The following is a 15,287-nucleotide window of genomic DNA, read 5'->3' as shown; positions in this document are numbered from 1 at the left end:
CCGCTCCCACGCAGAGCTGAGTCACGTGGGAGCGGGCTTGCCCCGCGATCTGGCCAGTACCGGCAGGCGCCTTACTTCAGCTTGGCGAATGCCCGCTCGGCCGCATCCAGGGTGATCTGCAGCTCCTTGTCGCCGTGGGCGATGGAGGTGAAGCCCGCCTCGAACGCACTCGGCGCCAGGTACACGCCGCCTTCGAGCATCAGGTGGAAGAAGCGCTTGAAACGGTCCGCATCGCTGGCCATCACGTCGTCGAAGGTGACGATGTCATCGGCGCCGCTGAAGTACAGGCCGAACATGGCGCCCGCCTGCGTGGTGACGAACGGGATGCCGGCGGCATCGGCGCGCTGCTGCAGGCCGTCGAGCATGCGGCTGGTGTAGGCGCTGAGCTCGTCGTGGAAGCCTGGGCGGCTGATCAGCCTGAGGGTGGTCAGGCCGGCGGCCATGGCCAGCGGGTTACCGGACAGGGTGCCGGCCTGGTAGACCGGGCCGAGCGGGGCGATGCAGCCCATGATCTCGCGCTTGCCGCCGAAGCAGCCGACCGGCATGCCGCCACCGACGATCTTGCCGAAGGTCGACAGGTCGGGGGTGATGCCGTAGTAGCCCTGGGCACCGCCGAGGGAGACACGGAAGCCGGTCATCACTTCGTCGAAGATCAGCACTACGCCGTGTTTGTCGCACAGCGCGCGCAGGCCTTCGAGGAAGCCCGGCGCCGGTGGTACGCAGTTCATGTTGCCGGCCACCGGCTCGACGATGATGCAGGCCACGGTCTGGCCGACGTCGGCGAGGGTTTTCTCGACCGCGGCGATGTCGTTGAACGGCAGCGTCAGGGTGTGCTTGGCGAAGTCAGCCGGTACGCCGGCAGAGCTGGGCACGCCCTGGGTCAGCAGGCCCGACCCGGCCTTGACCAGCAGGCTGTCGGAATGGCCGTGGTAGCAGCCTTCGAACTTGATGATGGCGTCACGGCCGGTGTAGCCACGAGCCAGGCGGATGGCGCTCATGGTGGCTTCGGTGCCGGAGCTGACCATGCGCACCATCTCCATCGACGGCACCAGCGAGCAGACCAGGTCGGCCATCTCGGTTTCCATGGCGGTCGGGGCGCCGTAGGACAGGCCGTGCTGCAACTGATTGCGCACGGCGTCCAGTACGTCCGGGTGGCCGTGGCCGAGGATCATCGGGCCCCAGGAGCCGACGTAATCGACATAGCGCTTGTCATCCTCGTCGACGACGTAGGCGCCTTCGGCGTGCTTGAAGAACAGCGGAGTGCCGCCGACGCTCTTGAAAGCGCGGACCGGCGAGTTGACGCCGCCGGGGATGTGCTTCTGGGCTTGGGCGAACAGGGCTTCGGAACGGGACATGGGATCTTCTCTCGAAATCAGGAAGCGAACAGGGCGTTGAAGGCGCGGGCGCGGCGGGTGACTTCCTGCGCGCTGTCGGCACCGAACAGGCCGTGGATCACCGCCAGCAGGTCGGCGCCATGGGCGACCAGCGGGGCGGCGTTGTCGAGGGTAATGCCGCCGATCACGGCGATCGGCAGCTTGACCTGGGCGCGGGCCTGTTCCAGCAGTTCGACGCTGGCGGCCGGTGCGCCCGGCTTGGTGACAGAATTGAAGAAGCGGCCGAAGGCGACGTAGTCGGCACCTTCCTTGGCGGCCTGCCGGGCAAGCTCAAGGCTGGCATGGCAGGTGGAGCCGATGATGGCCTGGCGGCCGAGCAGGGCGCGGGCCGGGGTGAGCGGGCCGTCGGTCTGGCCCAGGTGCGCGCCGACGCCCAGGCGTGCGGCCAGTTCGGCGTCGTCGTTGATGATCAGCTGGGTGCCGTAGCGCTCGCACAAGGTCATCAGCGCTTCGGCCTCACGCAGGCGGCGGGCGGCATCGTCGCTCTTGTCGCGGTACTGCAGCAGGCAGACGCCGCCTTCCAGTGCCGCCTCGACGTGGCTGAGGAAACGGCCGGCGAGCAGCTGGCTGTCGGTGATCGCATACAGACCGCGGAGCTTCATCGGGTGGCCTCGTGTCAGGAGCAGAAATCCAGGGGCAGGCGGCGCGGCACGTACTGGCCCTTGCCCAGTTGCTCGGCGTCACGCAGGGTGCGCCAGGTATAGTCCAGGGCGCTGCGCACGGCGCTTTGCAGCTGCTCGCCAAGGGCCAGGCGGCCGGCCAGGGCGCTGGCCAGGGTGCAGCCCGAGCCGTGATAGCTGCCGGGCAGGCGTTGGCAGGTCCAGGTGTGCTGCTGGCCATCGCGGCTGTACAGGCGGTTGTGGATTTCGTCCTCGTCGCCGTGGCCGCCAGTGATCAGCAGGTGCTCGACGAATGGCAGCAGCTTGGCGGCGCACTCGTCGGCGGTGCCATCCGGCAGTTCGGCGAGGATGCGCGCCTCGGGCAGGTTTGGCGTGGCGATGGTGGCCAGCGGCAGCAGGCGCTCGCGCAGTGCGTAGCCGACCTCGTCCTTGCCCAGGCGGCCACCGCCGCCGGCGCGCAGCACCGGGTCGCAGACCAGCGGCAGGTGCGGGTGGGCCTTGAGCAGTTCGGCCACGGTGTCGACCATTTCGATCGAGCCGAGCATGCCCAGCTTGACCGCGGCCACGGTGGAGTCGGCCAGCACGGCGTTGGCCTGGGCCAGCACCCACTCGCGGTCGAGCACGCGGAAGTCGGAAACGTTGACGGTATCCTGCACGGTCAGGGCGGTCACAGTCGGTGCGGCGTGACAGCCTTGGGCGATCAGGGCTTCGATATCTGCCTGCAGCCCGGCGCCACCACTTGGGTCGTGGCCGGAGAGACAGAGGACAACGGGGCGGGAGCTGTAGGTATTCATGGTCGGCGAGCTTATCACCAAACCTTTTTGTGCGGATCGGTCGCTGCGCAAGATTTGCTGATCGAGCGGTCAGGATGTCCAGGCTAGTGCTTCTGTAATGCGCATGCTAGAGCCGTTTAATGCAAATTTAGTGTGGCCTCTGGCCTTGCCGGAAAGCTATGCTAGAGTGCTCGGATAATTCGATCAACGGACTCTGCCGGATCACGTCGTCTCAAAGGGAAGGGAGGCAACGCGACGCGAACGGACAGGCCATGCTGGGGCTGTATGCGCTATTTGCTGATTGTGCTTCTGGGCTGCTTGCCCCTGTTCGCCGGGGCGGTCGAATTCGACGCCAGCACCGCACGACTGCCACTGGGCAGGTTCATGCAGGTCTACGAGGACCACGATGGCAGTGCCAGTATTGGCCAGGTCAGCGCGCCCGCCTTTGCCAGCCGTTTCCAGGCGCACCCGCATGAGGTGCTCAATGCCGGTTACTCGACCTCGGTGTTCTGGCTGCGAATCGACCTGAACTACGCCGCCACCCCCTCCGCCGCGCCGCGCCAATGGTTGCTGGAGCTGGCTTACCCGCCGCTGGATCACCTCGAACTCTACCTGCCGGATGCCCAAGGGGTGTTTCGCCTGGCCCAGCGCACCGGCGATGCACTGCCCTATGCCAGCCGGCAGATTCGCCAGAACAACTACCTGTTCGAGCTGCCCCTACAACCTGGGCAGGCGACCACCGTTTACCTGCGCCTGCACAGCCAGGGTTCGGTCCAGGCGCCGCTGACGCTGTGGTCGACCCAGGCGTACCTTGAAGACCAGCCCACCCGCCTGTATGTGCTGGGCATGATCTATGGCGTGCTGCTGGTGATGCTGGTCTACAACCTGTTCATCTACCTCAGCGTGCGCGATGTCAGTTACCTCTACTACATCCTCTACATCGCCTCGTTCGGTTTGTACCAGGTGTCGGTCAACGGCGCCGGTATCGCCTACTTCTGGCCGGACAGCCCGTGGTGGGCGAATGCCGCGACGCCCCTGTTCATCGGCGCCGCCGGGTTGTTCGGCTGCCAGTTCGCCCGCCATTTCCTGCAACTGGGCCGGCTCAGCCGTGGTTTCGACCGCCTGCTGATGGCGCTGATGGCGGGTGGTGCGCTGGTCATGGTGCTGGCGGTGACCCTGCGTTACGGCATCGCGCTGCGCATGGCCACGGTGCTGGCGCTGCTGTTCACCGTGAGCATTTTCAGCGCAGGCCTGTATGCCTGGTGGCGCGGGGTGCGGGTGGCGCGCTGGTTCATCATCGCCTGGACCGCGTTCCTGCTGGGCGGGCTGGTCAACACCTTGATGGTGCTGGGCTATCTGCCCAACGTGTTCCTCACCATGTACGCCAGCCAGCTCGGTTCGGCGCTGGAGGTGGCGTTGCTGTCCCTGGCGCTGGCCGACCGCATCAACAGCCTGCGCGAGCAGCAGGCCCAGGCCCTGCGCGAGACCGGGCGCACCCTCGAGCAGCTGAACCAGCAACTGGCCCACAGCAATCGCCTGAAAGACGAGTTCCTGGCCACCGTCACCCATGAGCTGCGCACCCCGATGAACGGCGTGATCGGCTCGTTGGAGCTGCTGCACACCCTGCCCATGAGCGCCGAGCAGGCCCAGTACCACCGCACGGCCGCCGGTTCCGCCCAGGACATGATGGCCATGGTCGACGACATCCTCATCCTCACCGAGCTGCAGGCCGGCCGCCTGCGCAACCACGGTGTGTCGTTCAGCCTGCGCCGCCTGCTCCAGGAGCTGCGTGCCGGTTACGCCGGGCAGGCACTGGCCAAGGGCTTGTACCTGACCCTGGATATCCCCGCCGACGTGCCCGACAGCCTGGTGGGCGATGCGCAGAAGCTCGCCCGCTGCCTGGCCTGCCTGGTGGACAACGGCCTCAAGTTCACCCACCAGGGCGGCGTGACCGTGCAGGTGCGTGGCCGGCGCATCGGGCCCGACCGGCTGGCGCTGAGCCTGACCGTCAGTGACAGCGGCATCGGTTTCGAAGACCTCGACCAGGCCGTGCTGTACCAGCGCTTCTTCCAGGTCGATGGTTCGATGACGCGGCGCTACGGCGGCCTGGGCATCGGCCTGTCGATCTGCCGCCAATTGGGCGAACTGGTTGGCGCGCAGCTGTCGCACGAGTCTACCCCGGGGTTGGGCAGCCGCTTCGAATTGAGCCTGGTCCTGACCGTGGCCCAGGTGCAGGTGACTTCCAGCCGGGCGGCGACGGGGCGCAGGCGTTACTGACGGGCGGGCAGGAAATGATCTGCTCATCGGCAGTTTTGTCACTTTGACTGTGCGGGCTGCGGTGCTTCACTGGGTTTTCCAGGCATGAGCGGATCCATGAGGCCCCCCGATGAACCTGCACCAGTTCGCCGAAACCCACGAAGTCACCAACCAGCCGCCGGCCCTCGACGGCGCCAACCTGTACCGCCTCGACCAGCCCTTGCAGGAATGGTCGCGGCGCTTCGGTGCCGGCTGGGCCGAGCCGCGGATCGATGCCTACGGGGCACTGGCCGGTGGCCCGCTGATGGCCGCCGGGTTCCTTGCCAATGCGCACAAACCCGAGTTCAGCAGCCACGACCGCTACGGCCACCGGGTGGATCTGGTGGAGTTCCATCCCGCCTACCACGAGCTGATGCGCACCGCGGTCGAGCATGGCCTGCCCTCGCTGCCCTGGGCCGAGCCGCGCGCGGGTGCCCATGTTGCGCGGGCCGCCATGACCTACCTGCACAGCCAGGCCGAAGCCGGAACCGGCTGCCCGCTGACCATGACTTTCGCCGCCGTGCCGGCGCTGCGGCTGCAGCCGGAGCTGGCCAGCTATTGGCTGCCGAAGATCCTCGCCCGCGAATACGACCCGCGCAATGTCGGCGACCGGCACAAGGCCGGGGTGACCATCGGCATGGCCATGACCGAGAAGCAGGGCGGTACCGATGTGCGCGCCAATACCACCCGCGCCTACCCGGTCGGCGCGCCAGGCCCGGGCCAGGCCTATGAGCTGGTGGGGCACAAGTGGTTCTGCTCGGCGCCCATGTGCGACGCCTTCCTCACCCTGGCCCAGACCGACAAGGGCCTGAGCTGCTTCCTGCTGCCGCGCCACCGCCCGGACGACCAGCGCAACCAGTTCTATATCCAGCGCCTGAAGAACAAGCTCGGCAACTGCTCCAATGCCTCCAGCGAGGTGGAGTTCCGTGGCGCCCTGGCGTGGATGATCGGCGAAGAGGGCCGCGGTGTGCCGACCATCATCGAGATGGTGGCCATGACCCGCTTCGATTGCATGGTCGGCTCCAGCGCGTTGATGCGCCAGGCGCTGACCCAGGCCGCCCATCACTGCGCCCACCGCAAGGTCGGCGGGCGGGTGTTGAGCGAGCAGCCGCTGATGCAGAACGTGCTCGCCGACCTGGCCCTGGAGAGTGAGGCGGCGCTGGCCCTGAGCCTGCGCATGGGCCAGGCCCTGGAGCAGCTCGACGACCCGCAGCAAGCGCATTTCGCCCGCCTGGTGACGGCCGTGGGCAAGTACTGGATCTGCAAGCGCGCGCCGGGGATGATCAACGAGGCTGCCGAATGCCTGGGCGGTGCGGGCTATGTCGAGGACAGCATCCTGCCGCGGCTGTACCGAGAGGCGCCGGTCAACTCGACCTGGGAAGGCTCCGGCAACGTGCAGTGCCTGGACGTGCTGCGGGCGCTGTCGAAGGAGCCGGGTGTGCTGGATGCGTTGTTCATCGAGCTGGGCGATGGCCATGGCGATCCGCGCCTGGCGGCGTTCATCGGCAACCTCAAAGGGGCGTTTGCCGATACCGGCGACATTCAGTACCGGGCTCGCCAGCTGACCGAAGATATTGCCGTGGCGTTGCAGGCCAAGCTGCTGCTCGAGGCCGGTAACGCGACGGTCAGCGATGCCTTCATCGCCAGCCGGCTGGGTGGCGGTGGCCGGGTCTATGGCGCATTGCCGCGTGGAGTGGATGTCGGGGCGCTGGTGGCCAGGGCGACGCCTGTCTGGGGCGGATAACGCCATCGCGGGGCAAGCCCGCTCCCCCGCCCAGTAACATGTTTTGCGTGGGAGCGGGCTTGCCCCGCGAAAGGCGTGTTTTTACCGGCGAACGCAGGCAAGATGGCTGTCATGCATGTCAGAAGACAGGAAGCCCAGCGTGAGCCAAGCGTTTGAAGTCGTTGATACCCCCGAACAGGCCGTCGACCGTCTGGCGGCCCTCCACGAGCAAGCCACCGGCGCCCTGAGCCAGGCCCTCAAGCGCTACCTCAAGGACCGTACCGAACCGGGCCAGGACGAGCGTGCGCTGTTCCGCTACCCGGCGCTGCGCCTGACCTACTTCAGCCAGGGCGAAGTCGCCGCCACCACCCGCGCCTACGCCAAGGTCCAGGTGGCCGGCACCTACAGCGTCACCGTCACCCAGCCCGCCGCCTTCCGTGGCTACCTGCTGGAGCAATTGCGGCCATTGATGCACGACTACACGGTGACCGTGGAAGTCGGCGTCAGCGAGCAGAACATCCCGTACCCCTACGTGGTCGACCAGGGCGACGAACTGGCCGGCAGCGGCATCACCGCCGCGCAGCTGGCGCGGGTGTTCCCCAGCACCGACCTGTCGGCCGCCACCGACAACATCGCCGATGGCCTGTACGACTGGGAAAGCGCCGAGACGCTGCCGCTGGCGTTGTTCGACGCGGCCCGTGTCGACTTCTCGCTGCGCCGCCTGGTGCACTACACCGGCAGCGACTGGCGGCACATGCAGCCGTGGATCCTGCTGACCAACTACCACCGCTACGTCGACCAGTTCATCAGCCACGGCCTTGAGCAGTTGCGCGAGGATCCACGCTTCGTGCGCATGGTCCTGCCGGGCAACGTGGTCATCGAAAAGGCCATGGACAACGGCGAGGCCCAGGCCCTGGTGGCCAGCGTGGTCTGGCACCGCTACCAGATGCCGGCCTATCACCTGATCGCCGCCGACGGCGATGGCGTCACCCTGGTCAATATCGGCGTCGGCCCTTCCAACGCCAAGAACATCACCGACCACCTGGCGGTGCTGCGCCCGCACTGCTGGCTGATGATCGGCCACTGCGGCGGCCTGCGTCAGTCGCAGACCATCGGCGACTACGTGCTGGCCCACGCCTACATGCGCCGTGACGGCATCCTCGACCGCGTGGTGCCGCCGAACATCCCGATCCCGGCCCTGGCCGAAGTGCAGCTGGCGCTGCAGGAAGCGGCGGCGCAGGTTACCGGCGAGCGTGGCGAGGAACTCAAGAAGCGCCTGCGCACCGGCACCGTGCTCACCTACGACGACCGCAACTGGGAGCTGCGCTGGGCCCAGGAACGCCCGCTGATCAACCTGTCGCGTGCCGTGGCGGTGGACATGGAAAGCGGCACCATCGCCGCCCAGGGCTACCGGCTGCGGGTGCCGTACGGCACCTTGCTGTGTGTATCCGACAAACCGCTGCACAGCGAGATCAAGCTGCCCGGCTCGGCCAACGCCTTCTACAACCGCGCGGTCAGCCAGCACCTGAAGATCGGCATCGCCGCCCTCGACCTGCTGCGTACCGAGCTCAACTCGCTGCACTCGCGTAAACTGCGCAGCTTCGATGAGCCGCCGTTCCGCTGAGGATCCATGCCCCTGCCACCCCGCAATACTCCGCGCCGCCCGGCGGCGCGGCCTTCCGGCCCACGTCGCCAGGCCAAGGCGCCGCCGGCCGAGCCGCGCCTGATCCTGTTCAACAAGCCGTTCGACGTGCTCACGCAGTTCAGCGACGGCGAAGGGCGGGCCACGCTCAAGGACTTCATCGACATCCCCGGCATCTACCCGGCCGGGCGCCTGGACCGCGACAGCGAAGGCTTGCTGCTGCTGACCAACGACGGACGCCTGCAGGCACGTATCGCCGACCCCAAGCACAAGCTGGCCAAGACCTACTGGGTGCAGGTGGAGGGCGAGCCGAGCGCGGAGCAGTTGCAGCGCCTGCGCGACGGCGTCGAGCTCAATGATGGCCCGACCTTGCCAGCCGAAGCCCGCTTGCTCGACGAGCCCACGCTATGGCCACGCAACCCACCGGTGCGCTTTCGCAAGAGCGTGCCGACGGCGTGGCTGGAACTGGTGATTCGTGAAGGGCGCAACCGCCAGGTGCGGCGCATGACGGCGGCGGTGGGCTTGCCGACCTTGCGGCTGGTGCGGGTGAGGATTGGTGACTGGACGATTGAAGGGCTGGAGCAGGGGACGTGGTGGGAAGTTCCGCCGAAGCTCTGGCTGTTATCGGGGGGCAAGCCCGCTCCCACGCGTACTGTACGACAGCTGTACACGTGGGAGCGGGCTTGCCCCGCGATAGGTCCCTAAACCCCTTCCAGAAACCCCACCACCACGCTCTTGATGATGAACGCCAGCACGCCCAGGCCCAGCACGAAGAACAGGATCAGCGTGCCGAAACGGCCAGCCTTGGATTTTTTCGCCAGGTCCCAGACGATGAAGCCCATGAAGGCGATCAGCACGGTGACGAGGACGATCATCATCCACTCTTCGAATACGGCGGGATCCATCGGTCAACTCCAGGCAGGATAAGAGCCCGATCATACGCCGGGCGCGCAGGGTTTCAACGCAGGTGGGTCAATGGCAGCTCGGTGCTGGCCAGCACCTGGTTGAGCACGAAGCTCGAACGCACGCTGGTCACGCCGTCGATGCGGGTCAGGCTGCCGAGCAGCAGCTTCTGGTAGTGGTCCATGTCCGGTACCACCACCTTGAGCTGATAGTCGGCGTCCATCCCGGTGACCAGGCTGCACTCCAGCACCTGCGGCAGGTTGCGGATCGCCGCCTCGAAGGTTTCGAAGCGCTCGGGGGTGTGGCGGTCCATGCCGATCAGCACATAGGCGGTCAGGCTCAGGCCGAGCTTCTTGCGGTCCAGCAGCGCCACCTGGCGCGAGATGTAGCCGTCGTCTTCGAGCTGCTTGACCCGGCGTGAGCAAGGGGAGGGCGACAGGCCGATGCGCTCGGCCAGTTCCTGGTTGGAGATGCGCGCGTCACGCTGCAATTCGGCAAGGATGCTCAGGTCATAGCGGTCGAGCTTGCTCATGAATAGGGCCTTTTCTGTTCAGATTGCGGCGAATTATCAATCCTGAGTGAAAAATTGCGCAAGCGGTATTTATCAGAGCAATCTTCGCAATCCTCTGCCCCCTCGACTCGCCTATCTTTATCACCAGAATCACTGCCCGGACATCAGTCCACGGCGAGCCGCCCCAGACGGGCGCTCGCGGCCAGCCCTCCAACCGGATCGGCACGGCCCCCGGGCTACGCACTGCCCAGAAGGCGGCGCGAGGTGAGCCGGCACCACAAGTGCCGAGCACGGACGACAATTCCCGAAGGGAGGCCGCAAGGCCTCCCTTTTTTATTGCGCCGGTTATTCTGCCCGCGCCCGGGCGCCGGCTCGCGGCCAAGGCGGTCGCTTTCCGCTATTTCATTAGCCGGCCTTGTGCGGCGCGTTAGACTGCCTGCTGTACAGGCAGGGGTCATTGACTGAGAGGAACAACATGAGGTCACGCATCTGGCAGTTGGCAGGTGTTGGTTTGCTGGGCATCGGTATCAGCCTGGGCGCCTTGGCCCAAGGGCCGGGAGACGGCCCGCAGGACCCCAATGGCGGGCGTGGCTCGCCGCTCAACTCGCGTGATGAAGTGCGCCAGACCCAGCCGCCACGCCAAGGGTATTACCAGGACATCCCGCGCCGGCATGACGACAATCGTCACTGGCAGGCCGGTGGCCCCGGTCAGCGACCAGGCGGCGACTGGTCGGGGCGGCCGGACGGCCATGGCGATGGTTGGGGCCCCGGGCCGCAGTATCGCCCCGGGCATAGCGTCGATCGCTTCCCGGACCGCTCCTGGCAAGTGCCCTACCGCGGCCAGGATTACTACTACTCCGGTGGCTACTGGTATCGCCCCCATGGCGGCGGCTACGTCGTGGTCAGGCCGCCTTACGGGGTGAGGGTCAGCTACTTGCCGCCCTATGCGCGCGAAGTATGGCTGGGCGGAGCGCTGTTCTTCCTGGTGGCCGACACCTATTACCAGTACCAGGCCAGTAGCGCCGAGTACGTGGTGGTCAACCCGCCCACGGTGGCGCCAGCGCCGCAACCGGCAGGTGGTTACGATGTGATCGCCTATCCCCTGTACGGCCAGGGCCCGGAGCAGCAGGAGCAGGACCGTTATCAGTGCCATCGCTGGGCCGTGAGCCAGAGCGGTTTCGACCCGGCAACCGCCAGCTATGCGCCACCGCCGAACGTGGCAGACAACTATCGACGGGCATTGGGCGCTTGCTTGAGCGGGCGGGGTTACAGCACCAACTGATGCCAAACTGTGGGAGCCGGCGATGCAGGCGCCGCACTTTTTGGGCACCGGCTTTGCCGGTGATCGCCGGCAAGCCGGCTCCCACAGGGTTATGCATTTCTTCAGAGCAGCGCGGTCAAGGTGGGAGCTGGCTTGCCAGCGATGAGGCCTATACCGGATCGGCATGCACGATCACATCGGCCCGTGGGTACCGCTCGCGGATCGCCTGGGAGGCCTGCACGCACAACCCATGGGCCTGATGCAGCGGCAGGTCACCCGGCAATTCCAGGTGCAGCTGCACGAACCAGTGGTTCCCCGACACCCGCGTGCGCAGGTCGTGCGCGCCCTTGACCCCAGGGATCGCCAGCACCGCTTCGAGCATGCGCTCGCCGATGTCGGCCGGCAGTTCCTGGTCCATCAGGATCGCCGTGCTCTCGCGGGCGATCTGCACCGCGCTCCACAGGATGTACAGGGCGATACCCAGGCCAAACAGCGCATCCAGCTGTGGCCAGCCCAGGCGCGCCAGCAGCAGGGCCAGCAAGATGCTGCCATTGAGCAGCAGGTCGGAGCGGTAGTGCAGCGAATCGGCGCGCACCGCGGTTGAACCGGTGATACGGATCACCCTGCGTTGCAACGCCAGCAGCGCCAGGGTCAGCACCAGCGATAGCAGCATCACCGCGATACCGGCCCCGGTGTCGCCCAGCGGCTGCGGCGACTGCAAGCGCTGCACGGCTTGCACCCCGATCAATACCGCACTGACCCCGATGAACAGCGCCTGCGCCATGCCGGCCAGGGCTTCGGCCTTGCCGTGGCCAAAACGGTGATCGTCGTCGGCCGGGCGCAACGCGTAGTGCACCGCGAGCAGGTTGAGGAAGGAGGCGACGGCATCCAGCGCCGAGTCGGTAAGCCCGGCCAGCAGGCTCACCGAGCCGCTCAGCCACCAGGCCACGGCCTTGCTCAGCACCAGGATGCTGGCCACCGCCAGGGATGCGCGGGTGGCTAGGCGCAGCAAGCGTTGGTGTTCGCTGGTCACGGTCATGCGCAGGGGTTCGTCCTTGCGGGTTTCAGGCTGCCGGTACCAGGCCGAGGGCCGCCAGTTGCTCGACGCTGCCGCGCTGCTGGATCAGCCGTGGGTCGTTCAGCGGCAGGCGCTGGCCCAGTTCGCTTTCGAGAATAGCCTGCAGCTTGATCCTGTCGACCTGGCCGTCGGCATTGATGGCGGGCTTGAGCTTGGCCGGGTCGACCTGCGCGGAGTAGCCGCCGGGGTAGTAGATGGCGCCCGTGGCGAAGTCGATGCCGAAGGCGATCAGGCCGGGGATGATGTAGAACAGCAGGCCGACGGCATCCAGCGCGGCGATCATCGGGTCGATCTTGCCTTCGATCTGGCCGCGACGGTCAGGGAAGAAAACCGTGCCGCAGGCCGTCAGTTGGGTCAGCAGGGTGGCGACAAGGGCGCCACCGATGACGCGGGAAGCGATGCGCATGTGAATCTCCGGTAAAGGTAACCACGACAAGGGGCGCGGCAGAGGCCGGCGCCTGAAGCTTAAGACCATGATAGGGCAGGCCAGGTTCGCCGTTATACTCGGGCGATTGTTCGAGGACCACCATGATTTCATTACCGATCGATGCCGTACTGCCTGACCTGCGCCTGGCCCTGGGTGGCCGCGACGAAGCCGTGCTCGAGGCGCCGCCCGGCGCCGGCAAGACTACCCGCGTGCCCCTGGCCCTGCTCGACGAACCCTGGCTGGCCGGGCAGACCATCCTCATGCTCGAACCCCGCCGCCTGGCCGCCCGCGCCGCCGCCGAGCGGCTGGCCAGCGAGCTGGGCGAGAAGGTCGGGGAAACGGTGGGCTATCGCATCCGCCTGGACAGCAAGGTTGGCCCCAACACCCGCATCGAAGTGGTCACCGAAGGCATTCTCACCCGCCGCTTGCAGAGCGACCCGGCGCTGGAGGGGGTGGGGCTGCTGATTTTCGACGAATTCCACGAACGCAGCCTCGACGCCGACCTGGCCCTGGCGCTGAGCCTCAATGGCCGCGTCTTGCTGCGTGACGAACTGCCGCTGAAGATCCTGCTGATGTCGGCCACCTTGGAGGGCGAGCGCCTGTCGCGGCTGCTGGATGACGCCCCGGTGGTCAGCAGCCAGGGCCGTATGCACCCGGTGGACATTCGTTGGAGCCGGCCCTTCCAGCCTGGCGAGTTCGTCGAACCGCGGGTGGTCGACTGTGTGCTGCAGGCGCTTGCCGATGAAGGCGGCAGCTTGCTGGTGTTCCTCCCCGGGCAGGCGGAGATCCGCCGGGTGCACCAGGCCTTGCAGGAGGCCCTGGGCGAGCGCCCCGGCATCCTGCTCTGCCCGCTGCACGGCGAGCTCGACCTGAATGCCCAGCGCGCCGCCATCGAACCGGCGCCCCAAGGCCAGCGCAAGGTGGTGCTGGCCACCAACATCGCCGAGACCAGCCTGACCATCGACGGCGTGCGCGTGGTGATCGATGCAGGCCTCGCACGGGTGCCGCGCTTCGACCCCGGCAGCGGCATGACCCGCCTCGACACCCAGCGCATCTCCCGTGCCAGCGCCACCCAGCGGGCCGGCCGTGCCGGGCGCCTGGAGCCAGGCGTGTGCTACCGCCTGTGGTCCGAGGCGCAGCATGACCAACTGGCGGCCCATGGCAGCGCCGAGATCCTCCAGGCCGACCTGGCCGGGCTGGCCCTGCAACTGGCGCGCTGGGGCGTACCGCCCGAACAGCTGAGCTGGCTCGACCAACCGCCCACTGCCGCCTTCGCCCAGGCCCAGGACCTGCTGGCGCGGCTCGGTGCCTTCAAGCCCGGCCAGCGCGAGCAGTTGAGCGCCCACGGCCAGGCCATGGCCGAGTTGCCGGCGCACCCGCGCATCGCCCACCTGCTGCTGCGCGGCCAGGACCTGGGGCTGGCCGACATGGCCTGCGACGTCGCGGCCTTGCTGGGCGAGCGTGACATCCTGCGCGGCGGCGGCGCCGACCTGCATTCGCGGCTGAGCGTGCTCAGTGGTGAAAGCAGAAGCTCACGCGGCGGCCAGGGCGGCGTGCAACGTGCCCGGCAACTGGCCCGGCAATACCGTGGGCAATTGCGTGGCAAACCCCGCACCCCAGTGGCAGATCCCGAGCATTCGCGCTGGCTCGGTGCCCTGCTGGCGCTGGCCTACCCCGACCGGGTCGCCCAGCAGCGTCGCGAAGGCGGCGCCGAATACCGCCTGGCCAATGGCCGTGCGGCGCTGTTCGGCGAAGCCGATGCGTTGATGAAATGCCCCTGGCTGGTGATCGCCGACCTCGGCAGCCGCCAGGGCCAGCGTGAGGAGCGCATTTACCTGGCTGCCGAATTCGAGCGGGCACTGTTCGATGATGTGCTTGCCGAGCAGGTCGAACAGCTCGACCTGCTCGACTGGGACGAACGCGAGCAGGTGCTGCGCGCCGAACGCCAGCGCAAAGTCGGCGAGCTGGTGCTCAGCCGCGAGCCGCTGCCCGGCCTTGCCGATGACGCCCGCGCCAGGGCCTTGCTCGGCCTGGTGCGGCGCAAAGGCCTGAACCTGCTGACATGGACCCCCGAACTGCGCCAGTGGCAGGCACGGGTTGCGCTGCTGCATCGACTGGACCTGGAGAAAGACGGCCAAAGCGAGTGGCCCGACCTGAGCGACGAAGCGCTGCTGGCCAGCCTGGAAGACTGGCTGCAACCGTACCTGGGCAAGGTCTCACGCCTGAGCCATTTCGCCGCGCTGGACCTGTCGTCGATCCTGCGTAACCTGCTGCCCTGGCCGTTGCCCCAGCGCCTGGACGAGCTGGCCCCGGCGCATCTGAGCGTGCCTTCGGGCTCGAACATCCGCCTGGACTACAGCGAACAGCCACCGATTCTTGCCGTGCGCCTGCAGGAGCTGTTCGGCCTGGCCGACACCCCACGCATCGCCGGTGGGCGCCTGCAGGTCAAGCTGCACCTGCTGTCACCGGCACGCCGGCCGGTGCAGGTCACCCAGGACCTGGCCAACTTCTGGCGGACCACCTATGCCGAGGTGAAGAAGGATTTGAAAGGGCGTTATCCCAAGCACTACTGGCCGGACAACCCGCTGGTGGCCGAGGCCACGGCGCGGGCCAAGCCCAGAGGCACCTGACGAGGCATGGCCGGCTGACCGGCGGGTGCC

At 67.3% G+C, this 15,287-nt stretch carries 12 protein-coding genes and 1 pseudogene; 6 read left to right on the top strand and 7 right to left on the bottom strand.

All coding sequences use genetic code 11. The annotated features are described in order from the left end of the window. Positions 1–71 precede the first annotated feature (71 nt). The 3 genes from hemL to ACO6VM_RS16020 are packed head-to-tail and all read right to left on the bottom strand — an operon-like array spanning position 72 to position 2,808. Positions 72–1,355 (bottom strand): glutamate-1-semialdehyde 2,1-aminomutase, encoded by a 1,284-nt coding sequence (hemL, locus tag ACO6VM_RS16030; protein WP_422403525.1) that lies wholly within the window; start codon positions 1,353–1,355, stop codon positions 72–74. 17 nt (positions 1,356–1,372) lie between these two features. Next, positions 1,373–1,996: a thiamine phosphate synthase gene (thiE, locus tag ACO6VM_RS16025; protein WP_401058068.1), complete on the bottom strand. Its 624-nt coding sequence runs from the start codon at positions 1,994–1,996 to the stop codon at positions 1,373–1,375. Positions 1,997–2,010: 14 nt separating this feature from the next. Further along, on the bottom strand, positions 2,011–2,808 hold the full coding sequence (locus ACO6VM_RS16020) for a hydroxymethylpyrimidine/phosphomethylpyrimidine kinase (protein WP_401058070.1): 798 nt from the start codon (positions 2,806–2,808) through the stop codon (positions 2,011–2,013). A gap of 264 nt (positions 2,809–3,072) precedes the next feature. Between ACO6VM_RS16020 and ACO6VM_RS16015 the strand changes: the two genes are divergently transcribed. The 4 genes and pseudogenes from ACO6VM_RS16015 to ACO6VM_RS16000 all read left to right on the top strand — a co-directional run. Next, positions 3,073–5,064, top strand: a complete 1,992-nt coding sequence (locus ACO6VM_RS16015; RefSeq protein WP_401058072.1) for a sensor histidine kinase — start codon at positions 3,073–3,075, stop codon at positions 5,062–5,064. 109 nt (positions 5,065–5,173) lie between these two features. Beyond that, positions 5,174–6,826 (top strand): acyl-CoA dehydrogenase family protein, encoded by a 1,653-nt coding sequence (locus ACO6VM_RS16010; protein WP_401058074.1) that lies wholly within the window; start codon positions 5,174–5,176, stop codon positions 6,824–6,826. A gap of 115 nt (positions 6,827–6,941) precedes the next feature. Continuing rightward, complete coding sequence (gene amn / locus ACO6VM_RS16005) at positions 6,942–8,429, top strand: AMP nucleosidase (protein WP_401058076.1); 1,488 nt, start codon at positions 6,942–6,944, stop codon at positions 8,427–8,429. Positions 8,430–8,435: 6 nt separating this feature from the next. Next, positions 8,436–9,062: pseudogene (locus ACO6VM_RS16000) on the top strand (pseudouridine synthase); the annotation flags it as partial. Between the two features lie 86 nt (positions 9,063–9,148). Here the strand turns inward: ACO6VM_RS16000 and ACO6VM_RS15995 are convergent. Together ACO6VM_RS15995 and ACO6VM_RS15990 are read right to left on the bottom strand one after the other, a co-directional pair. After that, entirely contained in the window at positions 9,149–9,352 is a 204-nt protein-coding gene (locus ACO6VM_RS15995) for a DUF2788 domain-containing protein (protein ID WP_011535816.1), read from the bottom strand. A gap of 53 nt (positions 9,353–9,405) precedes the next feature. After that, the gene (locus ACO6VM_RS15990; protein ID WP_125462492.1) at positions 9,406–9,882 is read right to left on the bottom strand and encodes an Lrp/AsnC family transcriptional regulator; all 477 of its coding nucleotides are present in this window, start codon (positions 9,880–9,882) and stop codon (positions 9,406–9,408) included. 454 nt (positions 9,883–10,336) lie between these two features. Here ACO6VM_RS15990 and ACO6VM_RS15985 point away from each other — a divergent pair, with 454 nt between their 5' ends. Then, a complete protein-coding gene (locus ACO6VM_RS15985; RefSeq protein WP_401058078.1) occupies positions 10,337–11,143 on the top strand; it encodes a DUF6515 family protein in 807 nt (268 codons plus the stop codon). A 148-nt stretch (positions 11,144–11,291) separates the two neighbouring features. Here ACO6VM_RS15985 and ACO6VM_RS15980 read toward each other — a convergent pair whose 3' ends face one another. Both ACO6VM_RS15980 and ACO6VM_RS15975 read right to left on the bottom strand, forming a co-directional pair. After that, positions 11,292–12,161, bottom strand: coding sequence for a cation diffusion facilitator family transporter (locus tag ACO6VM_RS15980; RefSeq protein ID WP_401058079.1), 870 nt, complete (start codon positions 12,159–12,161; stop codon positions 11,292–11,294). A 25-nt stretch (positions 12,162–12,186) separates the two neighbouring features. Then, a complete protein-coding gene (locus ACO6VM_RS15975) occupies positions 12,187–12,606 on the bottom strand; it encodes a polyribonucleotide nucleotidyltransferase (protein ID WP_125462495.1) in 420 nt (139 codons plus the stop codon). Between the two features lie 122 nt (positions 12,607–12,728). On the opposite strand from ACO6VM_RS15975, the gene hrpB reads away from it, so the two are divergent. Beyond that, positions 12,729–15,257 (top strand): ATP-dependent helicase HrpB, encoded by a 2,529-nt coding sequence (gene hrpB, locus ACO6VM_RS15970; RefSeq protein ID WP_422403524.1) that lies wholly within the window; start codon positions 12,729–12,731, stop codon positions 15,255–15,257. Positions 15,258–15,287 lie beyond the last annotated feature (30 nt).

Source organism: Pseudomonas sp. GZD-209, from assembly GCF_049310485.1.
Classification (GTDB): domain Bacteria; phylum Pseudomonadota; class Gammaproteobacteria; order Pseudomonadales; family Pseudomonadaceae; genus Aquipseudomonas; species Aquipseudomonas sichuanensis.
Note: the sequence above shows the minus strand (reverse complement) of the source record. Positions and strands in the feature narration are given on the sequence as shown.